The sequence below is a fragment of the Vibrio sp. YT-18 genome (genome assembly GCF_033337345.1).
Taxonomy (GTDB): domain Bacteria; phylum Pseudomonadota; class Gammaproteobacteria; order Enterobacterales; family Vibrionaceae; genus Vibrio; species Vibrio alginolyticus.
Map to the genome: position 1 here is coordinate 40,625 of NZ_JAWOQO010000001.1, position 22,047 is coordinate 62,671.

Sequence of the window (22,047 nt, forward strand, 5' to 3'; positions counted from 1 at the left end):
CTATTTGTTTTTATGGATTAAATTTATCTATAACTCTGGATTGTTCAGTCGATTTCTATGAAAAGAAAACGATTTCATGATGAGGTTTTTGGTTTGGACGTTATTTGTTCTTTTCTTGGGTGTGTTTTCTTGGTTTTATTTTATGTAGGTGATTTATTTTTGTTGAAGCTGGCATTTCTAATGGTTTAGTGGGCGAATATTTGAATTTTATAAACAGTAAACAATCTGTTGTGGGTAAGAAAAGTACAACCGAGCTCGGTCAGAGGATAAGAGGGCAATAGCCACATAAAAAAATAGCCAACCGCAAAGAGTGCGATTGGCTTATATACATGTGAACAAAATCAAGTTCACTAACAACGTCAGTTGGCTAGGTGACCCTCGGCTTAAGAAGGGTCGATTTATATAATGCAGTTACTGTGCCAACTTTAATATGCCCTAAAATACGTAGTTTCTGTGACATGCGTTGCTTAAAGTTTGAGTATGTTTGCAATTTGCAACTGCGTTATGCAATTTGACTCTATTATGCTAATGATTGATTAATAAACAATGAACCTTTTAAAGCATGACTAAACTCGCCGTTCCTAAAAAGGCGAAAAAACCAACTACATCTGTCACTGTTGTTAGAATCACCGAGCCAGCCAAAGCGGGGTCCAATTTAAACTTATCCAGAATAATGGGAATCAGCACACCAAATAAAGCTGCGGTAATAATATTGACGATAATGGCGAGCGCGATGGTTCCCCCAAGAACCGGAGATTGAAACCACAATCCGGCGAGCCCGCCGATGATTAACGCCCAAGCAATGCCGTTCAGAGAGCCAATACCCAACTCATTTTTCAATAGCTTGAAACGGTTACCTGGGGTGATCTGATTAAGCGCCATCGCACGAATCATTAGAGTGAGCGTTTGGCTGCCAGCAATGCCCCCCATGGATGCAACAATTGGCATGAGCACCGCCAAAGCCACCACCTGCGCAATTACATCTTCAAATAGTCCGATAGTGACAGACGCCAAAATCGCAGTAAGCAAATTGATGCCTAACCAAACACCGCGCTTTTGCGAGCTTTTTAATACTGGCGCAAACAAGTCATCGCCTTCATCCATACCTGTACCGGCCATCAAACGTGCTTCGTAGATTTCACGCTGTGTACTCAATGCAAACTGCCAATCGACTTCACCGATCAGTGTTTGGTCTGCATCAGTTACAGGGAGAGCGGGCAGTGTGCTGTGTTCTAATGCCTCTACCGCTTCAGGAAGCATCATTTTACTGTCTAGCACCGTCACAGCCTCAATAACGAGTGTTTTTAAGCGAGTATCGGGGTCACCACGTAAGATATCGAAGTAGTTGACCGTTCCACGATACTGTTTATTACGATTAATCAGATACACCTGTTGAGGCGTGTCGTAGCTATAGCGCTCCATTAACTGCTTAGCTGTCCCAATCGTAATGTTGAAGGGCAGGGTGATGATCTTACGTTCAGCCCAGTGGCCGAGTTCTTCATCAGCATACTCGTTTGCTTGATCGTAAAGTTCCAACTCATCTTTTTCTATCAACGAGAGCGCTTCGTTGATGATCGACTCTGGCAACGAATCGGCCCATTCGATGAGCGATAAGTTGTCGAGTTTAGCGAGAGTGAGTTTTAGCTCGACTTCAGATAACGCGTTGATGATAGAGAAACGTACGTCCGCACGCATTTCCGTTAACACGTCGATATGTAGCTCTAGTGGTAAAGCTCGCCATAAGCGAACACGATCGTCGATTGGAAAGGCTTCTAGAATCAGGGCAACCGCGCCGGGCTCGAGGCCCGCTTCAATAGATTCATTGAGCGTTGCGACTTGATCCGCTTCTTCGGCTTGGCCAATTTGCTGGATTAGAGTGGAGAGATCTTGAAACTTGCTCACCGAGTACCCCGATAGTTAATTCGTTTTATGGAAGTATGGCATGTTATTGAGATGCACAACTATGCACCTTAACCTTGCTCAAGGTACTTGAAAGTAACAGAAAAACAATAGGCTATTCGCTGTTGATGGTGAGATATGGCTGTACCAATTGGCGAATGTTCACTTTTGCGCCAATACGGGCTGCCAGCAAGTACATTCCGCCGATTTTTCTGTGTAAAAATAGGGCATCTGCTGGTGGAGTATGCCAGTATTCTTGCTCCATGCTTAGAATGGTGCCAGCCTCGCGAAGCTTTTGTGCTAAGCCGCTGGCTTTAAAGTCATAAGGCTCATCAACTAACATCGGTTCACATGCCATTTTCACTAGATCGAGAATCGCTTGGCGTTGGTCTGGAAGGATGGTTTGGCTGAAGAAGCCTATTTGTTCAAGCGCATTATTCAAGCCTTGTTCGTCATTGTTAACGACAGATGCGAAAGCTTGGCGATAACCAGTGCTGAACCGCTCGCTGTACTCTCGAGTGGCCCCGAAATCTAGCAAGCCGATTTGACGAGTGTTTTCGATATATAAGTAGTTGGCGAAATTTGGGTCGGTTTGTACCATCTTAAATTCGAACAGCTCCCTGAACAGTAATTCGAGTAGGCTGTGCATGACAAAATCTCGCGTACTCTGATCATAATGTTCGATTTGCTCAATCGGGCTACCATCAATGAATTCCATCGCGAGAACGGAGTCTGAGCAACTTTCAGTATGAATCTTGGGCACCACAAAATGAGGGTGCTCCTTCAAAGCGTCATGATAACGAATGGCAAATTGTGCCTCTCGTGCGTAATCGGCCTCGTCATGTAGCTGCTTTTTCGCTTCTTCGAGCAATCCTTTGTAGTCGACAGACTCGGGAATCAACCCAACGACCTTGAGCAGTGTACCGACATTATCGACGTCGCTATCGATACTTTTCCGTATGCCCGGATATTGCACTTTGACGGCTAGGTTATCGCCCGCATCGCTGTAGGCTTGGTGCACTTGTCCTATTGATGCACTGGCGATTGGTTTGAAGTTAAATGACAGAAACTCAGCTTTCCAATTCGTTCCTAGCGAACTTTCCATTACTGCGTTGAGTTGTTTTGCAGGCATTGGGTCTGCGTTGGAACGAAGACGGGAAAGAATATCGGCAAGTTCAGGTTCTAAAACATCACCAGCATCCATTGATAGCATTTGACCAAGCTTCATTGCAGCGCCACGCAGGTGAGCAAGTTGGTCAGTTAAGCGCGCGATGTTCTGTGGCGTCAGCAAGAGGTCTTTCGCTTTTGGTTTGTTGCCTTTGGCTATCTGCTTCGTGCCTTCTGCAATCACATTGCCTGCGACACGGGTAGCAAGTGAAGCGAACTTGCTGAATCTTGAGATGCGATGGGTAGGTAGGCTTCTTTCCTTTGCCGACATGAATCTTCTCCGCTATTTACTAACTAATTGTTATACGGGAAAAGGATATGTTTGGATACAAATGAAAAGAAAACCGCCAGCGTAACTGGCGGTTTGCGAGTTTAGATAGAGTAGAAGAAGTACAGTTGAGACTTCATTCGGATGATGATCCCGCGAATCACATCTAAGAAGGCCATGAAGCCTATCGGTTTTTCACCGCTGACCCATGCGAGGCCAACAGAGCCAACAGGGATGTCGTAGCCTTCTGGCTCATCAATCTTAAGACGAACAAAGTGGTGTTTGTTCTGTAAGTTCTTTCCAGTGGTGACACGTACGGAATCATCGAAACCCAGTAGATTACCTTGTGACTCACCTGTTGCTTCAACAATGCCTTCGACGGTCGCTGAGAAGATCTTACCTGGGTAAACGGACGAAGAGAATTCCGCTGGCTGACCCGGTTTGATGTTACGAATCGCTTGGTGGTTCACTCGCATCAGTACGTACTTCTCGTTGGTGTACATATTAATACGTGGCATCGCTGATACGCGCTGACCTTCACGCAGGATAAAGTTAGTTACAAAGCCATCACTAGGTGCATGCACTTTGGTGCTGTTCAAATCCCATTGTGCTTTTGCAATTTGCTCTTCCGCTTGACGCAATTCAGCCTGCTTCGTTTCAACCGCTAACTCCGCTTTATGAATCGCCAGCTTCGCACGTGAAATATCGACTTGTTTCTTCTTGATTTGAGATTCAAGAGTCAACACATTGTGGCGAGCCATGTCTACTGTGCTCGACTGTTTGTCGATGTCGCTTTCCGTGATGGTGTTTTGCACCACTCGGTTTTGCTCAACATAGCGAACTAGCATCTTTTTCTGCAATTTGTAGTCAACTTTCGCCGCTTCCAACTGGCTCTTTGATGTTTCTAGATCTTGCACTAGCGCTTCGTGGTTAGCTTCTTCAATCTCGATGTCGCCTATTGCTGTAGCTAATGCAACGCGAGCAGAATCAGCGGATACGTTCGCTTGATTTAATGCGATGTTGTATTGCGTTGGGTCAAGTTCATAAATGAGCTGACCTTCTTTAACTTGCTGATTCGGCTCAATGTAAATGTGGTCAACTTTACCTTTTACATTGGTTGAATCTGGACGCAATTGGATGTGTGGCGACTGCACGACAGAACCGCCGGATAAATCCATCGGGGTGAAGTTAATCAAACCTACCCAGACGAACATTAGCCAACCCAAGCCGCCAAGATAAGCGAACGATTTGGTTGCTTTGTTCCAAGGCATGCCAACCAAACGCAACAGATAGATGAAGAGTGCCCATACCGCTAAACCTTCTAACATTATGCTTCCTCTTTTGGCTGTGTTTCTGTTTGCGGTTTACTTTTCCATGTATCACGCAGATTGATGATGGCTTTTTCCATATCAACGAATGCAAAGATCACGGCTAGCACCCAAACCCAGTGCCAGACAAACCCTATCCAGGTCAGCGCAGTGATGAGCCCTATCTGATGATGGTCTTTGCTGTGTGCTTTATTGATAGGCAATTCATGGATTTTCCAAAAGCCGTAACACGCGCCCGCGACACTCGCAATTAAAACGACAGCAGCGACAACATGTAACGCCGTATCTGCGCCTGTACCGACAAACGGGACACTCAGTAAACTCATTAAACACTCCTCTATCAAACTGTTGGCGTATTGTGATCTGAATTTGATTTGCGGCTTTCTTTGTGACAGATTCAATCACTACAGGATTAAATTTGATGTGATTGGTTATGAAAACGGTTCGGTTTATTCGCGCGATGGGCATTCTAAACATGCATAACCTCGCGTTATCTAAATACAATTTGGACTCGGATGAGTTAGGGATCCCAGCATCGGTGTTTCGTAACCCAATGACACTGATCCCGCTAAAAGCCGTTGCGGAATGGTACCGTTGTGTTGAACAAGCCAGTGGTGACCCGGATGTGGTGTTGAGTCTCAGCCGAGGTATTGAACTGCAAAAGCTAGGGCCAGTGGGACGCTGGTTATTCTCCGGCAATGATTTAGCCAGTACCATTCGGCGAGTGAATTATGGTGTGAGCAACCTACAATCAGGGGCGTTTTTTGCTGGCGAACAGTCGGGTAAAATCATCAAATGGACTTACCACAACCCGTTTATAGAAACGTCAGTAAAGGTGCACGATAGTATCCGCTGTGCGGTATTTATGATTAAGGTGTTACGCGAATTTCTTGGCAAAGATTACCAGCCTTTACGTGTCAAGGTTTCAGGCTCGAGAAAAAATACTGAGCGATACCGGGAATATTTCGGCTGCGAGGTGGAATGGAGTCAGCCAAAAACAGAGATATGGATCCCGGGAGATGACCGACTAGCTTCTCGCCAAGTGAGCCATCGAGAAGACAGCCGTCTAGCGATGAGTTTTTCCGATTTGGATGATTTGCTGAATATGCCCGACCCAGAAGATGAGTTGAAAGTGATTTATGAAGTGGTGAATTACAGCAGCCATTATGGATTGCCAACGTTAGAGCGCGTGTCTTCTCTGCTTGATTTATCTGAACAGCAGTTTCAACGTCGTTTGCATAAATTAGGGCTCAATTTTTCGACGGTTTCTGGCTATGTATTGAGTAATATTGCAGCTGGTTTGTTGAGTAAGCGCGTGAGTATTGATGACATTGCCACGCGCCTTGGTTACACCAATGTGGCGAGCTGCAATCGTATGTTTAAGAAACATCGTGGATTAACGCCCAAGCAGTATATGGGAAGATTAGAGAAGTAGTGCTCCACTTATTTCTATGAGTACAAGCAATAAAAGCCCTCAAAAAAGTAGAGGGCTTTGTTTTTTGTGTGTTGTTGTTTTATGTAATGGCTATTTTTTAGGGCGCCAACTTAGTGCACTTGCAACAGCGCCGATGGCAACTACATCCTTTTTTTGTTCGCTAAGTTCAGGGAGCATCTGTACCGCAATGGTACCGTTCGTCTGCACAGCGGCAATTTCTTGTGTGCCTTCCTTAAAGCTATAACCCAATGGAATGTCTACCGCCATCATGGCGTCAGGACTAGTATGTACAGTTTCTACATTAAAGTGGGTGCTACCAATACGCACTATGCCTGTCTCTTTTTTCTCAAAGCTGATGTCGATGAGAGCCGATTTTGGCTCCATCGCAAACTCACCGACTTTTTTACCATCTTGAGTAATGTCACAGGTGTAAGGATCATTCCCACCAAAATCGACGCCCATGTAGTTAACCGACATACCGCCTCCGGTGCAGTTCAAAAGCCAAGTTTCCCCGCTGTCGATACGAGTCACTTCTGCGCCCATTGAACCTTCTTTGAAAGAGATACGGTTAAACCAACTTGAGTTAGAAGCACTGCGTGAATACTTGCCTTTGTACTTACCAGCAAAATCAAAATGGCCATCTGCACCGAATCCCCAAAAATCACCGTCGGTTTTGATCAGCATTTCTGGTTGTGCTTTTACGGCATCAGTACGATCCATGACGGCTAGGCCACCACAACCAACAAGGAGCAAGGGAGCGAATAGAATAAGTTTCTTCATGTTTTTCATTGTTTATAGCTTGGTTACATCTAGGGTTTGGTCGGTGAATTGGATGTTCTGAATGTCGTACAACTCGTCAGTGCCTGTATTTGGGCACTCAACAGAAACACTCTTTGCTTTGATAACAGTACATTCCGCCAGTTTGTGTGGCACGATATAGGTGTTGATACCGCCTTCACCATAAATGCTGTTGTCTTTGCTGTTGCCTTCAAAAGTATTGTTTTGATCATTACCGATCACATTCATCGCGTCGTCGCCAATGATCTTCACTTTTGTTAGCCACTGAGATTTGTAGGTGTACGCTTCTATCAAACCGTCTTTGTTGGGAGCCATACGGAAGGTAGGTACTGTGCCTGGATTTGTCTTTTCGGTGTAGAGCTTGACGCCCGCAGAGTCGATATTCGCGGTATATTGCAAGTATCCGTGGAATAAGCCACTGATCCAATCAACGGCTTGTGGATCTTGGGTTTGCATTTCTTCACGCGTTAACGCTTGGTAGCCATCTAAACCATGTCCGTTTGCTTTTGCTACACCCATGTAAGCTTCAAAAGCGGCAGCAAAATATTCGTGAGAATATGAAGGGCCCGTTTGTTTAACACTTTCAGGATCGAAGTCGTCCGATTTCCAATCGTCCCAGTCATACTGAGTAGGGCGCCACACCGTCGGTTTGCCCGATTTAATATCGTTATAGATTGTTAACGCATGAGCTTGAATGTCATTTTGCAGTGCCGCAGTCTCCGTGTTAGGTGCAATACCTTGCGCTTGGACCAAGTGTAAAATTTCTTCAAAAGCGGCGTCTCGTTCGGCTTTTTTGCCAAGATTGGCGCAGTAATCGGCAAAATTACTCATGTAATGGCAATCGCCTTCAACTGTCAGTTCTCGATACATTAAAGATTGGCTATTCCTTAGCCAGTTTGGTGTTTCTTTACTAGTTACTAATGTTGACGCGATAGATGTGACAAGTGTATCCATATCATCTTCGCTAAGTACCATCATGCTTACAACAAACTTTTCTAGAGAACTCGTATCAAAAGAGTGTGCTAAGCCCGAGTTTGCAACTGCATCGTTCAATTTGTCTTGGCGAATCAGTTCGTTGATAAAGATTTTGGTTAACATCTCATCATTCTGTTCGTCGTTTTCGGTCAGCATTAATGTGGCATCACGCTCGGCTAATGTCTTAGCGATACGAGACTTGTCAGCACCGTACTTAGAGTCTGGTTGGTTTGTTAGAAGGTGTTGGATGATTTTGGCTGCACGAAAGATTTTTTCATTATTCGCACCGTCATCAACAGCCACAATGTGAAATGTATCGTTGTTGTTTGCTTCGGAAAGGGAGATTTTCACATAGTGGGTGAAGCCCGAATCAGCAGCCACTTTTAACTTGGCTGGAAACTTTGTAGAAACGACAGTTGGGATTGTGACAGTGCTCAATGTTGGCACTGGTGGTGTTGGAGGTGTCGTTGTCGATGGTTTCGAATTAGATTCACTGCCGCCACAAGCAGTTAGACTTATCGCGCAAAATATGGCTAAAGGTGTTAATTTGGAATATCTCATTTCATGTTACTCGTAGACTTTATTAGAGCAAGAAACTTAGAAGCAACATAAAGTCCTGTCTATATAAGCAAACTAAGTCATATATGTTGATATTGTTTTTTGGTAAGACCTATTATTCGATATATTTAAAAATATAGTGGATTTTTATTCCGAATTTTATTTTCTATGTGAAGCTATATTCTGATAATGAATAAAACCTCAGGTTATTGCATGGTTTTAGGGGTATAGAATGATTAGGATTACCGTATATGTATGGTTTGTAAGCGTATGTAAGCCTGCTTTTTATTAAAATTATCATTTAAGTGGGTTGCGCAGTATAGGGCGAGCGATATACTCCCTCCATCATATTGGTGGAGTAAATGATTCATGGTGGGTAATACAATCTTACTGGTAGAAGACGACTCAGAGATTGCTCGATTAACCAAAATGTACCTCGAAGCCGAAGGATATACGGTAACTGTCATCGATAACGGTCAAAATGCATTAGAAACGATTAAGGGGCTCAAGCCGGACCTAGTGCTGTTAGATTTGATGTTACCAGGAAAAAATGGCGCAGAAATATGCCAAGAGGCGCGTAAGTTTTATCATGGTATTATCATTGTTTTGACTGCGACCGATGATGAAATGAGCGAGGTGAGCTTATTTAAGTTCGGTGCTGATGATTACCTTACCAAACCGATAAAAGGTAATATTTTGCTCGCCCGTATTGAAGCAGCGTTGCGTCGCTATTGTCGTCAAGTTGATATCGTTGAAGAAGAAAAGCTGAGCCGATATGGCATTAGTCTTTGTCTTCGTCGCTCCCAAGCATTTTATTTGCAAAAAGATATTGGTTTAACGAGTTCTGAGTTTGAAATTTTAGAGCTCCTGATGCTGAATGTCGATAAGCCAGTATCTCGTGAATCATGTTGCCGTCTTGCCCGAGGCATTGAATACTGTATTACTGATCGTTCGATTGATATGCGTATATCCTCACTAAGGAAGAAATTCTCTAAGGCTCATATCCATACGGCTACCATTAAAACCATACGTCACCACGGCTACATGCTGACAGGTAAATGACGCATGTTTTCCCTGTTTACTCGTCTATATGTGGGGTTAGTAACTGGCCTTGCGCTGACTGTTGCTTTGTTTCTCTTTATGGGGGAAGAGTACATGCGCAAAACAGAAGTCGGTGTTTTTTTGAGTGACGGTGCTTATTTTGTCGATCAATACATTGAGCAACGAGGCACTCCGGATTCTCTCTACAAGAAGTTAACCGAAAACGGCAAGCAAGATTTCTTTATCTTTGATTTAACATTGGTTGAAAACTGGGACGGATCACCGCCTTGTCGAGATTGTAATCTGCTGTACCGTATGCAAGGGATACCTGTTTATCTTATTGATGGCAGTACCTATGCTGCGGTATTCCCTTTGCCTAACACTTCGAAGAGTTTAGTTTTCAAAGAAAAAACGGATTTCTTTAGCCCACACGTTGATTGGAATGAAGATTCTGAGATTGTATTTATACTTACTCTACTTTTGGTTGTTGTATGCAGTTTAGGCATTATGGTTTACATACCTGTACGACGTCTTGACCGCCAAATTCGGCAACTAACGGCTGCGCAACAACAATTTGGTTCTGGTGAGTTGAATACGCGAGTCGATCTAAAGCAATTTTCGCAACCAGTGAAAGAGCTCGCCCAAGGCTTCAACTGCATGTCTGAAGAGATTGAGAGACGAGTGCGCCAAACACACATCTTTACTCAAGCTATTCCTCATGAAGTGCGCACTCCGCTGAGTCGTATTCAGCTAGCGACGGATTTAGCTCGACGCACGAGTGGTGAAATGCAGGCAGAGTTACATGACGATATTGAACGATACGTTGATGTCGTGACGGATTTAACATCCGACATCGTCATGCTGTCTCGCTTGAGTGTGAAAAACCACTCATGGATCGATTCTGTTGAAACCATGGAACTGCCACTTTGGTGTAAAAGCCGCATGAATTACCTAGGCTTAGAGTCCGCCATGTTGAGAGCAGAAAATGAACTCGCGAACCAATTGATTCACTTTCAGCCTACTTTGGGTAACCTTGTCCTCGATAATTTACTGCAAAACGCCAAGCGTTATGGTGAGTCCTGCGTTGAGGTGACGATTCGAACGGTAGCGGATTGCTGGAGCATCGATATTGAGGACGATGGTCCGGGCATCCCTGAGGCGATGCGAGAAGAAGTATTTATGCCATTTTCGCGCTTAGACAAAAGCCGCAACGCCGACATGAAAGGCTTTGGTTTAGGGCTTGCCATCGCTACCAGTGCAGCGCGGCAACTGGGGTGGGAGCTTTCTGTCGGCGAGAGTCACTTAGGCGGCGCACGTTTTACGGTGCTTATTCCTGCCAACGGTTAGAGTAGGCACTGCGGTAGTCTGGCTCTGCGATACCTTCATACAAATCGTCACAAGCTTGCAGTGGACCTACGACGGTTCGGTAGGGTAGGACACCTGCCCAAACAGGAATGTCCATGTCTTCCGCATCGTCGTTGACGCCAAAATTGCTGATTTTCACCGATGCTTCTGTGAGTGGAATACGCAGCAGCATGGTGGCTTTGAGTTCTTTTTCATTACTCAAACGGACTTGTTCTGTTCTCCCCGGAGCGATCTGTTCAATAAAGTGATTCAGCAACCTGTCTTTCTCTTGGTTATCTTCCACCACCTCAAACTGGCCAAAGACCACAGCACTGCGATAATGCGCACTGTGGTGAAACGCACTTCGAGCCAATACCCAACCATCAAACAAAGTAAAGGTTAAGCACGTTTGTACTCCTTGTTTGAGTGAGCGTAACAGTCGACTGTTGTTGGCACCATGGATATACACGTAATCATCGACACGCCATGCCAGCATAGGGATGACCACAGGGCCTGACTCGTTGGTTATCGCAATATGAGCGATTAGGCTTTCATCTATGATGGCGTGCAGTTTGCTAACATCAGAGGCGGCTTTATGTGCGCCTTTCTTAATTTCCGTTCTATTGGTGTTGGATAGCATTTTCTCTCCTTGCTTGCTCACGATTACGAGCGATTTATCCTCATTCTTTGATTGCAATGTAGCGTTTAACTGGTAGCTTAAAGAGAGCCAGTTTTAACTAATGGATGGATCCAGTTTGTCTTTGATTGATATCGGTGACCTGCATTTAAAAGACAGTGATGGAACGCGTCAGCAAGCGTTGTTTTTTGCTATTCGCAAGAAAATTGTTCAAGGACTGTGGATGAAGAATGGGAAGCTGCCTTCTACGCGGAAGCTTTCACAAGAGCTTAATCTAAGTAGGAATACCGTGATTTCTGCCTACGAACAGTTAGTGGCGGAAGGGTACTTGAACAGCCAAAAAGGTTCTGGTTTTTATGTTGCCGTAGAACTGCCAGAGCAGTACTTGCCTGAACCTAGTTCAGTTCAGAGAGACTCATCACCGAAAGCTCACTTTGATATCAACCGCGCATTTGCACCGGGTGTGCCGGATTTGGACGCATTTCCGATGGCGCAATGGCAAAAGTTACTCACTCGCCATATGTCTCGTACTTGCTTGTTGGGGAATCAAGATATTCAGGGTAGTTGGGCATTGCGCTGTGCTTTAGCTGACTACCTCGCATCAAGCCGTTCAGTGAATTGTTCTCCAGAGCGCATTATTATTACCTCTGGGGCGCAGCAAGCGTTGTCAATTGCGACGATGGTAGTGCTCAAACAAGGTGATAAGGTTCTGATGGAGCAACCAGGTTACGCGCAAATGCGGAAGTTGATTCAGTTCCAAAACTATCAATTTGAGCCTTTGTTCGTAAGAGAGAAATTAGGTTTTGATGTGGAAGCGGTGACCTCAAGCGATGCCGATGCTCTGTATATTACACCAAGTAATCAATATCCGATGGGCACCACACTCAATACCGAGCAAAGAGGAAAGATCATCAACTGGGCGGTCGAACAATCAAGTTGGATCATCGAGGACGATTATGACAGCGAATTTCAGTTTGCTCATCGTCCCTATACCAGTTTACAGGGGCTAGCAGCTCAAATGGGTCGAGATGATCGCGTGTTGTATGTGGGTTCCTTCAGTAAAGTGATGTTTAACGGATTGCGGCTTGGCTACCTTGTAGTTCCTGAACGTTTAGTAGAGCAATGCTTAGTGGTTAAGGATGCGTTAAGTGGTGATTCGCCGACGCATACACAAGAAGCATTGGCAGACTTTATTACTGAAGGTGGGTTATTACGTCATATTCGAAAAATGCGTCGACTCTACAAAACTAAGCATGAACAGATGCATGTATCCATTCAACAGCATTTTGGCGACCGTGTTTGCGTCGTTAGCCAAGCGGCGGGGCTTCATGTTACGTTGAAATGGCAAGACGGTATGGATGAGCAGCGTTTTATAAAACTAGCAGAGCATGAAGGGATCATCTTGCGACCTTTGAGCTATTATGAACACCCAGATTTTCAAGCACGTCACTGGCATGGTGCCGTGCTTGGTTACGGCAATATCGCGTTAGAGAACATAGACGCTGGTATCCAACGTTTAGCTCACATATTTCGAAATGGGAAGCGATGACTATTCAACTACACGTGTTTGTCGCTTATGTCGCCACTGTTTCAAAGGCAGTAAAAGTAGAGTAAAAATGCCAAGTGCATAAAACATTGACCAGCCTAAACATATAAAAACACCGGTACAAAGCAGTAGGGACAGTCCCGCAAGTGTTTTACCAAATCCTCGAAGCAATTTAAAAGCGGCTAACATCGCCAACATGTAAACCAGAACGAATACACTGTTTGCGAGTTTTAGGAAAAACTCCAGATCGAGCTGTGATAGGGTTCCTATCACACAAGATATCAATAATATACCGCCAACTAATATGGTGGCTGAGAAAGGGACACCACGACGCGAAATCTTGGCTAGTGGACTAGAAGGACGATGTTCCCGAGCTTGAGCCCAGACCATTCGCGCTAGGCTCTGTGTGTATAAGTTAACGCTCGCGAAACAAGCGGAGAAACCTATCAAGCTGATTATCCATTTGGCTCCATCGCCTAGTAGTTGGGCACTAAGCCAGGGGATGGATGCGTTATCAAATTGAGCGTTACCATACGCGCCAAATTTTAAAATAACGACAGAGCATGCCCAATAGGTAGCCCCTGCTACAAAACAACCGACCACAATGGCAATAGGGAAATCTCTTTGAGGGTTTTTGAACTCTTCCCCCATATGGGCAAAAGCCTCTATGCCAACAAAACACCAGAACATCACGCCTAACGCTGCGGTAATAGGCCAAATTGACTCTTGTGTGATGGCGGGCATCACAAGATCGGCGCTGTTAACGTCGCCTTTCCATAAAAATGCGCCAACAAGTGCGAAGACACTCAAAGCAATAAGAGTTTGTAAATGACCTGATGATTTTGTGCCCATCAAGTTGACGAACACAAGTAGTACTACCGTCAGAATTTGTGCAAACAGATTGTTGCTAATAGGCTCTGGCAATATTTGTTGTAGGAAGCCTGCGGCGAGTGCAATCGCGGCCGGAACCCCTACCGGAATGACACTAACAAATAGCCAAGCGACACTACTTTCCAGTTTGGCGTTAAAGGCTTTGCGTACAAAAAAGGCTGTTCCGCCCGCGTTGGGGTATCGTTTACCCAGTTGAGCAAAAGTCAGCGCAATAGGACAAATCGCGATGAACAATAAAATCCAAGCCCATAGTGAAAAATGGCCAGCTATACCTGCTGCGATAGCCGGGATCATAAACAGCCCAGTTCCCATTAATGTGGTGGATAACTGTGCGATACCTGATGTGAGTGAAATGTCTTTTTTGAGCTCTTCCATGCGAATTGATTCATCCAATGTTATGAGGCTTATTACGAAAAAGCTTGTGGCTTCTGGTTATTTCGTTTTATGTGTTTAAGCGATGCTATTTATGTGCTGAGCACTTAAGTTGGGAATTTGATTTCAATGTGTTATCTATTTTCTGTTGAAATGGATAACAGCACTCATCTCATGCCCGCCAAATAGCATATCCAAAATGTTAATAACAAAATGATTTACTAAACCGTCAATATGACGGTTGTTTTAAATAATTCCAACAAAATGTTGGTTTCTTATGCAGTTAGAATCGGTATAGAATGAGAAAAATAAGGAAAGCTTGGTAACGGTATGGACAAGTTTGATCATAAGATTGTGGATCTGCTCAGGCACAACGCTCGGCTGTCGGTGACTGAAATTGCGGATAAAGTAAACCTTTCTCGTTCTGCGGTAACGGCCCGTATTCGTAAGCTAGAGCATGACAAAGTGATTCTAGGGTATCACGCTGAAATTGCACCTTCGGGTGGGGATTCGATTTGCGCCTATTTTGCCTTAAAGTTCGATAAATCAACCTCTACGTATTATTGCGAATCATACGCGGACGAGTTATACAAAATTGATGGCGTAAAATGGTGTCATGCGATCAGCGGTGAGACGGACATGATGGTTTTTGTCGAAGTGCCTACGATGGCTCGCTTGAACGAAATCAGAGATCAAATTCAACGATATCCAGAGCTTCGAAACCTGATGACTCATACCGTCTTAGCTGAATTCTTTAACACGACTGGGAACCTGTTTGTGAAGTGACCATGAATGGATGCCATGTTGAAAACCCTTCTGAGCGAATATGTTAAACAACATTAATTTGAATCTACTTAGATCCTTGCATGTACTTTTAGAGGAGTGTCATGTCAGCCGGACCGCAGACCGTTTGCACATTACGCAGTCTGCCGTCAGTCGACAGCTTGCACAATTGCGCGATCTGTGTGGTGACCCACTGCTTATTCGTCAAGGTAATCAACTGATACCAACGCCACGAGCAATAGCGTTAAAATCAAAGCTTGATGCATTACTGGCTGAGTTTGACCATTTACTCGATGACCAACCTTTTGAGCCGCGGCAGTGGCAAGGTGAGCTTGTTATTGCTTCTAGTGACTACGTGGCGCAATACGTATTGCCCGATATTGCCTCTCACTTGGGTGAACAAGCGCCACAGTTAGATATGGCGTACCGACTGTGGCAACCCAACTTTCTTGATAAACTTCATGAGACGGGCATCCATATCGCGTCTTCTATGTATCCAGAAAAACCACAGAGTGTGTCGAGCGTTAAAATTGGTGAGGATTCATCAGTTTGTTTGATGAAATCTTCTCATCCGTTAGCAAAGCAGGACCAGATCAGTATTGAAGACTTGATTTCATATTCACACATCAAAGTGACTGGCGGCGGAGACAAAGATTCCTACACTGATTTAGCATTGAAAGAGCTAGGGCACACCCGCCACGTTACCTTTAAGGTTCCATTCTTCTCTGCTGCGATCAATCGCTTAGTTGCAAGTGAGCACCTGATGGTGGCTCCTGAACATATTGCCGTTAACCTCGCTAAGCATTGGGACTTAACCCATAAAGCATTACCACTCGAAACACCTATTCATCAATATTGGTTAATGTGGCACCCCAAATACGACACGGATCCTGCGCATAAATGGGTGCGAGAAGAGATTCGCTCAGTAATGCAAATTTCTGAATATTCCATTCGCTAATACGTACACCGTTTAGCTATGACTTGAAGTCATGATTAGTATGAATAACTTTGATTTCTAATTATACCTCTTCCGTTGATAGAGTGAGCTTCAAAGAGGGGAGATTCTTATGACACTAACAGTTTGGTTATCACTTTTTACCGTGTGTTTATTAGGGGCTATGTCACCAGGTCCCAGCTTAGCTATTGTCGCTAAGCACTCGTTGGCTGGTGGACGTATCCATGGATTAGCTACGGCTTGGGCTCATGCGTTTGGCATTGGTATATATGCGTTTATTACCTTGATTGGGCTCGCTGTTGTTTTGCAGCAAAGCCCGATGCTGTTCAAGACGATTAGCCTTGTGGGTGCGGCATATCTTGCGTATTTAGGGTTTAATGCTTTGCGTTCAAAAGGTGGTGTGGCTGCGAAGTTGGAGTCAGGTGAGGAAACAACGGTAATCCAGTCTGCGCGAGAAGGCTTTTTTATCTCGATTTTAAGTCCCAAAATTGCTTTGTTTTTTATCGCATTATTCAGTCAGTTTGTCGCGCTCGGTAATGATTTGAGTAATCAGATGATCATTGTTGCCACGCCGTTTGTTGTGGATGGGCTTTGGTACACCTTTATTACCCTAGTGCTATCGAGCTCTAAAGTCGTTGACAGAATTCGCTCTAAGGCAGTGTTGATTGATCGTTTGTCAGGGGTAGTACTCATGCTGCTGGCTCTTAGAGTGGTCGTAACGGTATAGACAAGCTCGCAAGACAGAAATACTAAAAGCAGCCCGTGTGGCTGCTTTTCAAAAAAGCACCCTGCCATTTTAAGGACAGGGTGAAAGCAAGAAGTTTCTCAGGAGCGGTCTGGGGAGAGAAACTCATCTAAATCTTATTTACTTACCGGCGAACCTCTTCAAATTCACCTTCAATCGCATCTGCTTTACCTGTATTAAATTCATATTCTTCGTGCATTTCTCTCTGCATTTTCTTGACGCGATTTTCAATACGCTTGCCGGTAATTAATGCTGCGATGGTCAACGGAATCGCAATGATCAAGCTAAATACTAACGTAAAAAAGCCGGTAATCAGTGCTAGTGCAGTTACAATAATCCGATTCATAATCATGACCTCTCTGTAATTTATGTGCTCAGATTAATGCTGTGAACATGAACAAAACATGAATGCTGACGTTTACTTTGTCCGGAGAGTGTCAAATGAATGAAACGAAAAAACGCCTGAGAGTGATCAGGCGTATAAACGGGGAAAAATATTAGTAATGCGCATGGCGCTTATTATTTAGAACAAATATGAGATATTGTCCGCTACGCTATGTGGTTAACGTTGTGGAGCAAAGTTCACCTATCGAGGGAATGTTTGGTAACGAACACCCATCATTTGTTCCATACAGTGCACAACTTGGCAGCTGTAACCGAATTCGTTGTCGTACCAGATGTAAAGTACACAACGCTTGTCTTGTGCGATAGTCGCTTGACCATCTACGACGCCTGCATGACGAGAACCAACTAAGTCAGTTGATACAATTTCTGTTGAATCGGTGTAGTCAATCTGTGCCGAAAGCTCAGAGTTCAACGCCATTTCACGCAAGTAATCGTTCAGTGAATCACGGTCTACGTCTTCACCTAAGTTTAGATTAGCGACTGCCATAGATACGTTTGGTGTCGGTACGCGAATCGCGTTGCCTGTTAGCTTGCCTGCAAGCTCTGGCAATGCTTTAGCAACTGCTTTTGCCGCGCCTGTTGAAGTCAGAACCATGTTTAGTGAAGCACTACGTCCGCGACGGTCACCAGAGTGGAAGTTGTCGATCAAATTTTGGTCGTTTGTGTATGAGTGCACGGTTTCAATATGGCCAGAAAGAACACCATATTTATCGTTCAGAGCCTTAAGGACTGGCGTGATTGCATTTGTTGTACAGCTTGCCGCAGAGATGATGGTGTCATCTTCTTGAATTACTGACTCATTTACACCGAATACAACGTTTTTGATGTCACCTTTACCTGGTGCTGTTAGCAGTACTTTCTCTGCGCCTTGACACGCTAAGTGCTGGCTCAGACCCTCAGAATCACGCCAAACACCTGTGTTATCAACAACTAGCGCGTTATTGATACCGAAAGCTGAGTAATCCACTTCGCTTGGGTTATTTGCGTAGATGATTTGGATGTAGTTGCCGTTAACGATCAGTGCTTTACGCTCTTCATCGATAACGATACTACCGTTGAACTGACCGTGAACTGAGTCACGACGCAGCAAGCTAGCACGCTTCTCCAAATCGCCTTTTTTACCGCCACGAACCACAATCGCACGTAGTCTTAGTGGGTAACCTGGACCACTTTTCTCAATGAGAAGGCGAGTAAGTAGTCGACCAATGCGACCGAACCCGTAAAGAACCACATCACGCGCTTTCAATGAAGAATCTGCGTCGCGAGCGCCATCAAGTGCAGTGATAAGGAAATCGTTTAGAGAGCTTGTATCGTCATGTTCATTCCAGTACATAGTTGCCAATTGGCCAACATCGACACGGCATGAAGAAATGCTCATTTCACAAAGCGCTTGAATAATAGGCATCGTGTGCTCAAGCGAAAGTGGGTTACCGGTATAACGTCTTGCAACGCGATGAGTTTTGAGAATGTCTATAGTAGTAGCATTAATAAGCGTTTTACCAAACAGAACCACTTCGATTCCTTTTTGACGATATAGCTTACCAATTAGAGGGGAAATAGATTCAGCAATCGTTTGGCTAGTTTGCCAGTCTTGGAGATATTTCTCTGGACTCATTGTTGTATTAGACCTTTCACGTTTTGGGGGCTAACCATACTCTCTGCTGTTGCCTCTTCGGCAGCGTGCAAGAGTGTGGTGGGTTATGTAATCGGGTTGTAATAGTTATGTGTGCGGATTCTAAGGTCGGAGTCCTTATTCTGCTAGGAAAATTAAATTCAGTGTAAAACACTACTTAAGGGGGCGTTAGTGGTGGATTAATGTGACTAAAGCAGTGGTTTTCACGTATTGACATTTAGAAAGTAACTTACTTTTTTTGCGATGATAACGTTTGCTTTCAAATTAGTTTTGTTGACAAAAATGGATATTTTGCATTTTTGTGTGATTTTCCTCGATAAGGCAACTCAATAGGTAAACATACAATAGATGATTTCCTGAAAAGTGATGCGACTCTTAGTTGTGAGTGAAACTTTATTGTTTGCATCCAACTTTAAGATCAAAAAATATGACTTGAATCACAATTGCCACTTCATTAACCGATGATAAAATACTCACAATAACCATAATCTAGGTAGGTGAATGTTGTTTGAAAGTAACAATGTCGTATATGCGTTTCAATGCAAGAAACTAGTCTAATATTAAATAAACGGATGAAATCAACCATTAGGCTGATGGATGTTGAGATTATCAATAAAAACACGCTTAGCACTCCTCGCACTATTACCCGCTGTGGTAATAGTGGTGTTTGCAGTTCAGCAGTTTTCTGATAATGCGTTGCGCGTGATCCGTCTCAATCAAACGGTTAGCAATATTCAAGGTTTCCAATTGATATCCAAGGCCTCCCACTTTATTTACTCCATAGAGAAAGTACGCCGACAGCCTGATCTTCAAGTCTCTGCAGCCATTAATATTGAAGAACAAGGTGAAGTTATTTCTTCTTTGCATCAAAAGTTTGTGAGTAACCCTAATACTGCTGAGTATGCTGATGAACTGAAAGAAGCCATGCTGGGGGTATTGTCAGGTAGATTGAGTGAGATGGACGACCTGGGTGATTGGGCATTTCAACAGCTCCAAAATATGTCGCGCTCTTTGTTGCAAAATCATCAATGGTATGGCAGTGACGATGGCATTCGCATGCAAAATTTTATTGCCTACCTTGCTCAGCTCTCTTTTTGGACACAGAAAGAAGCTTGGCTGACGAACCGTTTAGTCCAAGACCCTAAGAGTTGGCTAAGTCAAAGTATGTTTTATCAGGCGATTGACCGACAGCAGCAAAATTTGGATGCGTTTTTAAACTTAGGTGGGTCATACGAGCAAGTGGATAAATTGCTTGGCTTGTTTACTTCGCCGAGATATCAGAGAAACTTGGCGTCTCGCGGACAATTAATGTCAGGAGACATGTCACAAAGTGACTACGCCGCATATTTAAAAGAACTCGATTTTCGTGTGCAGCGCTTACAAGTGCTCATTGATGGGTTCACCAAACAAACTGAGCAGTCGCTTCTCACGCAGGTTCATGAACAAAAGGCCAATATAGCGGTGATCAGTTTTGGCGTTGCCTTAGTGGTTATCCTGCTTTGTTGGCTCGGATTTAGTACTTGGTTCCGAGTTAACAGCAAACTCGATGCGATCATTCACACTTTAAACGCGTTGATCAACTCCGAAGAGAAGCAAACAAAAGTCAAAGTTGATGGAAGTGATGAACTGACCATTTTTGCTCAGCAAGTGAATCGAGTGGTTGAAGAAATGCAGAGACAAACTGAAGAAATACTGCATGCAAAAGAGTCAGCAGTATCGGCTAATCGTGCAAAATCTGTGTTTCTTGCCAACATGTCACATGAAATACGCACGCCCCTTAACGGGATCATGGGCATGACAGAAATACTCTCTCAAAGTGAGTTGTCTTCGCATCAACAAGAAGTTGTTGATGACATTGACTCCTCATCTCAAACACTGCTTACTTAACGATATATTGGATCTCTCTAAAATCGAGTCTGGACGATTGGAGCTGTCACTAGTAGAAGCGGATATCCGAGAAGTCGTGTATCAGTCGATGATTTTATTCCAATCCAAAGCAACATCTAAACAGCTAAAGTTAGGTATTAATTTAGCTGAAAATATCCCCATTCGCGTGATGGTCGATGATCATCGTGTCAAACAGGTAGTTACGAATCTGGTATCGAATGCGGTTAAGTTTACCGAAAGTGGGCATGTGTGCGTTGATGTTAGTTATGAGGAGTTACTTGAGAAAGAACGTGGAGTGCTGACGTTTAAAGTAGAAGATACCGGAATAGGCATTGATCAAGATAAGTTAACCACGATTTTTGAACCCTTTACTCAGGAAGATGAAGGAGTGTCGAGGCAATTTGGCGGTACAGGGTTGGGTTTGGCAATTTGTTGTCAGCTTGTGTCGATGATGGGGGGCAAGCTCGTAGCAACATCTACAAAAGGAGTGGGCACATGCTTTGAATTCTCGATTGAGGTTGAAGCAATTCCGGTGTTTGGCTGGCGTTCGGAGGTGATTAATAAAGGGCTTTTGATCTGCTCAAATTACGACTACGCCGACCAAGTATTAAAAGAGTGTCGCTTAGCGAAAATCAATCTCTTTGGTGTTAATAATGTGAATGAAGTGCAAGCGATAAATGATGACTTTGATGTCATATTTCTGTGCCACAGTAACGACGCTAATACCGATGAAATCTTGGATAATCTATCATTTAATTACGATCTTCGCCGTGTGATTATTTGCCAGCATCATTTATCCACTCCCTACGAAAATGCAGAAAAAGTACATGCCGTACTCACATTACCTTTCCTTGGCAATCGATTTAAGCATGTCATTGATGATTTAGCTAAGGTTGAAAAGACCATATCAAGTGACAATGTCACCAATAATGTTGTCAGCTCTGAATATCGAGCGTCGCGCTCTCATCGGAGGATCTTAATTGCGGAGGATAACTTGATGAACCAGAAAATAGCGAGTTTCTTTCTGGATAAAGCAGGTTATGACTATTTGATAACAAGCAACGGTCAAGAAGCGTTAGAAGCCATCACAAAGGGAGAAGAATTCGATGCAATTTTAATGGACTGCATGATGCCCGTGATGGATGGACTGACCGCGACGAAAGAAATTCGTCGTTGGGAAAAGAAAGCAGGACGTGAAAAAACGATGATTATCGCACTCACTGCGAGTGTTTTGGAAGAAGACATCCACAACTGTTTTGCGGCAGGCATGGATGCTTATTTACCTAAGCCGTATAAATCGAACCAGTTATTTGAGCTCTTTAGTGAATTAAAACTCGCCTAGCTAACATTTCAACTTAGACAAGGCGTCAAAACGATAAA

At 44.0% G+C, this 22,047-nt stretch carries 17 protein-coding genes and 1 pseudogene; 8 read left to right on the forward strand and 10 right to left on the reverse strand.

The features are described 5' to 3' along the window. Positions 1 to 555: 555 nt before the first annotated feature. The 4 genes from R7M72_RS00200 to R7M72_RS00215 form a co-directional block, all read right to left on the reverse strand. Entirely contained in the window at positions 556 to 1,902 is a 1,347-nt protein-coding gene (locus R7M72_RS00200; protein ID WP_005373641.1) for a magnesium transporter, read from the reverse strand. Positions 1,903 to 2,014: 112 nt separating this feature from the next. Further along, a complete protein-coding gene (locus tag R7M72_RS00205) occupies positions 2,015 to 3,337 on the reverse strand; it encodes an ABC1 kinase family protein (RefSeq protein ID WP_017635160.1) in 1,323 nt (440 codons plus the stop codon). 101 nt (positions 3,338 to 3,438) lie between these two features. Beyond that, complete coding sequence (locus tag R7M72_RS00210; RefSeq protein WP_017635161.1) at positions 3,439 to 4,662, reverse strand: HlyD family secretion protein; 1,224 nt, start codon at positions 4,660 to 4,662, stop codon at positions 3,439 to 3,441. Next, positions 4,662 to 4,988, reverse strand: a complete 327-nt coding sequence (locus R7M72_RS00215; protein WP_017635162.1) for an MFS transporter — start codon at positions 4,986 to 4,988, stop codon at positions 4,662 to 4,664. Before R7M72_RS00215 ends, R7M72_RS00210 begins: the two co-directional genes overlap by 1 nt. A gap of 107 nt (positions 4,989 to 5,095) precedes the next feature. On the opposite strand from R7M72_RS00215, the gene R7M72_RS00220 reads away from it, so the two are divergent. Beyond that, positions 5,096 to 6,097, forward strand: a complete 1,002-nt coding sequence (locus R7M72_RS00220) for an AraC family transcriptional regulator (RefSeq protein WP_017635163.1) — start codon at positions 5,096 to 5,098, stop codon at positions 6,095 to 6,097. 90 nt (positions 6,098 to 6,187) lie between these two features. On the opposite strand, the gene R7M72_RS00225 is transcribed toward R7M72_RS00220, so the two are convergent. Continuing rightward, on the reverse strand, positions 6,188 to 6,877 hold the full coding sequence (locus tag R7M72_RS00225; protein ID WP_017635164.1) for a hypothetical protein: 690 nt from the start codon (positions 6,875 to 6,877) through the stop codon (positions 6,188 to 6,190). Between the two features lie 12 nt (positions 6,878 to 6,889). Further along, entirely contained in the window at positions 6,890 to 8,431 is a 1,542-nt protein-coding gene (locus tag R7M72_RS00230) for a hypothetical protein (RefSeq protein ID WP_262627236.1), read from the reverse strand. A gap of 366 nt (positions 8,432 to 8,797) precedes the next feature. On the opposite strand from R7M72_RS00230, the gene R7M72_RS00235 reads away from it, so the two are divergent. Together R7M72_RS00235 and R7M72_RS00240 are read left to right on the forward strand one after the other, a co-directional pair. Continuing rightward, the gene (locus R7M72_RS00235) at positions 8,798 to 9,490 is read left to right on the forward strand and encodes a response regulator transcription factor (RefSeq protein ID WP_005373624.1); all 693 of its coding nucleotides are present in this window, start codon (positions 8,798 to 8,800) and stop codon (positions 9,488 to 9,490) included. A 3-nt stretch (positions 9,491 to 9,493) separates the two neighbouring features. After that, positions 9,494 to 10,816, forward strand: coding sequence for an ATP-binding protein (locus R7M72_RS00240; protein ID WP_136976704.1), 1,323 nt, complete (start codon positions 9,494 to 9,496; stop codon positions 10,814 to 10,816). Here R7M72_RS00240 and R7M72_RS00245 read toward each other — a convergent pair. Next, a complete protein-coding gene (locus R7M72_RS00245) occupies positions 10,797 to 11,453 on the reverse strand; it encodes a pyridoxamine 5'-phosphate oxidase family protein (protein WP_136976705.1) in 657 nt (218 codons plus the stop codon). The two genes, R7M72_RS00240 and R7M72_RS00245, sit on opposite strands and share 20 nt — an antisense overlap. A 100-nt stretch (positions 11,454 to 11,553) precedes the next feature. Between R7M72_RS00245 and R7M72_RS00250 the strand changes: the two genes are divergently transcribed. Then, on the forward strand, positions 11,554 to 12,999 hold the full coding sequence (locus tag R7M72_RS00250; RefSeq protein ID WP_213892264.1) for a PLP-dependent aminotransferase family protein: 1,446 nt from the start codon (positions 11,554 to 11,556) through the stop codon (positions 12,997 to 12,999). Here R7M72_RS00250 and yjeH read toward each other — a convergent pair whose 3' ends face one another. Beyond that, complete coding sequence (yjeH, locus tag R7M72_RS00255) at positions 13,000 to 14,262, reverse strand: L-methionine/branched-chain amino acid transporter (RefSeq protein WP_318055972.1); 1,263 nt, start codon at positions 14,260 to 14,262, stop codon at positions 13,000 to 13,002. It lies immediately after the preceding gene. Positions 14,263 to 14,589: 327 nt separating this feature from the next. Here yjeH and R7M72_RS00260 point away from each other — a divergent pair, with 327 nt between their 5' ends. From R7M72_RS00260 to R7M72_RS00270, 3 genes are all read left to right on the forward strand, one after another. Beyond that, positions 14,590 to 15,045, forward strand: coding sequence for an Lrp/AsnC family transcriptional regulator (locus R7M72_RS00260; protein WP_005373615.1), 456 nt, complete (start codon positions 14,590 to 14,592; stop codon positions 15,043 to 15,045). A 40-nt stretch (positions 15,046 to 15,085) separates the two neighbouring features. Then, positions 15,086 to 16,000: a LysR family transcriptional regulator gene (locus tag R7M72_RS00265; protein ID WP_017819875.1), complete on the forward strand. Its 915-nt coding sequence runs from the start codon at positions 15,086 to 15,088 to the stop codon at positions 15,998 to 16,000. A 109-nt stretch (positions 16,001 to 16,109) separates the two neighbouring features. Then, positions 16,110 to 16,724, forward strand: coding sequence for a LysE family translocator (locus R7M72_RS00270; protein WP_017819876.1), 615 nt, complete (start codon positions 16,110 to 16,112; stop codon positions 16,722 to 16,724). Between the two features lie 142 nt (positions 16,725 to 16,866). Here R7M72_RS00270 and R7M72_RS00275 read toward each other — a convergent pair whose 3' ends face one another. Together R7M72_RS00275 and R7M72_RS00280 are read right to left on the reverse strand one after the other, a co-directional pair. After that, entirely contained in the window at positions 16,867 to 17,088 is a 222-nt protein-coding gene (locus R7M72_RS00275; protein WP_021035939.1) for a hypothetical protein, read from the reverse strand. A gap of 240 nt (positions 17,089 to 17,328) precedes the next feature. Beyond that, positions 17,329 to 18,762 carry a glyceraldehyde-3-phosphate dehydrogenase gene (locus R7M72_RS00280; RefSeq protein ID WP_017635170.1) on the reverse strand — a complete coding sequence of 478 codons (1,434 nt, stop codon included), beginning with the start codon at positions 18,760 to 18,762 and terminating at the stop codon, positions 17,329 to 17,331. 615 nt (positions 18,763 to 19,377) lie between these two features. On the opposite strand from R7M72_RS00280, the pseudogene R7M72_RS00285 reads away from it, so the two are divergent. Beyond that, positions 19,378 to 22,009: pseudogene (locus R7M72_RS00285) on the forward strand (ATP-binding protein). Positions 22,010 to 22,047: the final 38 nt, after the last annotated feature.

Bases quoted from the DNA above. Each gene is read 5' to 3' on its own strand.
- R7M72_RS00205 (WP_017635160.1), bottom strand. From the start codon at position 3,337: ATGTCGGCAAAGGAAAGAAGCCTACCTACCCATCGCATCTCAAGATTC.
- R7M72_RS00210 (WP_017635161.1), bottom strand. From the start codon at position 4,662: ATGTTAGAAGGTTTAGCGGTATGGGCACTCTTCATCTATCTGTTGCGT.
- R7M72_RS00215 (WP_017635162.1), bottom strand. From the start codon at position 4,988: ATGAGTTTACTGAGTGTCCCGTTTGTCGGTACAGGCGCAGATACGGCG.
- R7M72_RS00220 (WP_017635163.1), top strand. From the start codon at position 5,096: ATGAAAACGGTTCGGTTTATTCGCGCGATGGGCATTCTAAACATGCAT.
- R7M72_RS00225 (WP_017635164.1), bottom strand. From the start codon at position 6,877: ATGAAGAAACTTATTCTATTCGCTCCCTTGCTCCTTGTTGGTTGTGGT.
- R7M72_RS00230 (WP_262627236.1), bottom strand. From the start codon at position 8,431: ATGAGATATTCCAAATTAACACCTTTAGCCATATTTTGCGCGATAAGT.
- R7M72_RS00235 (WP_005373624.1), top strand. From the start codon at position 8,798: ATGGTGGGTAATACAATCTTACTGGTAGAAGACGACTCAGAGATTGCT.
- R7M72_RS00240 (WP_136976704.1), top strand. From the start codon at position 9,494: ATGTTTTCCCTGTTTACTCGTCTATATGTGGGGTTAGTAACTGGCCTT.
- R7M72_RS00245 (WP_136976705.1), bottom strand. From the start codon at position 11,453: ATGCTATCCAACACCAATAGAACGGAAATTAAGAAAGGCGCACATAAA.
- R7M72_RS00250 (WP_213892264.1), top strand. From the start codon at position 11,554: ATGGATGGATCCAGTTTGTCTTTGATTGATATCGGTGACCTGCATTTA.
- yjeH (WP_318055972.1), bottom strand. From the start codon at position 14,262: ATGGAAGAGCTCAAAAAAGACATTTCACTCACATCAGGTATCGCACAG.
- R7M72_RS00260 (WP_005373615.1), top strand. From the start codon at position 14,590: ATGGACAAGTTTGATCATAAGATTGTGGATCTGCTCAGGCACAACGCT.
- R7M72_RS00265 (WP_017819875.1), top strand. From the start codon at position 15,086: ATGTTAAACAACATTAATTTGAATCTACTTAGATCCTTGCATGTACTT.
- R7M72_RS00270 (WP_017819876.1), top strand. From the start codon at position 16,110: ATGACACTAACAGTTTGGTTATCACTTTTTACCGTGTGTTTATTAGGG.
- R7M72_RS00275 (WP_021035939.1), bottom strand. From the start codon at position 17,088: ATGAATCGGATTATTGTAACTGCACTAGCACTGATTACCGGCTTTTTT.
- R7M72_RS00280 (WP_017635170.1), bottom strand. From the start codon at position 18,762: ATGAGTCCAGAGAAATATCTCCAAGACTGGCAAACTAGCCAAACGATT.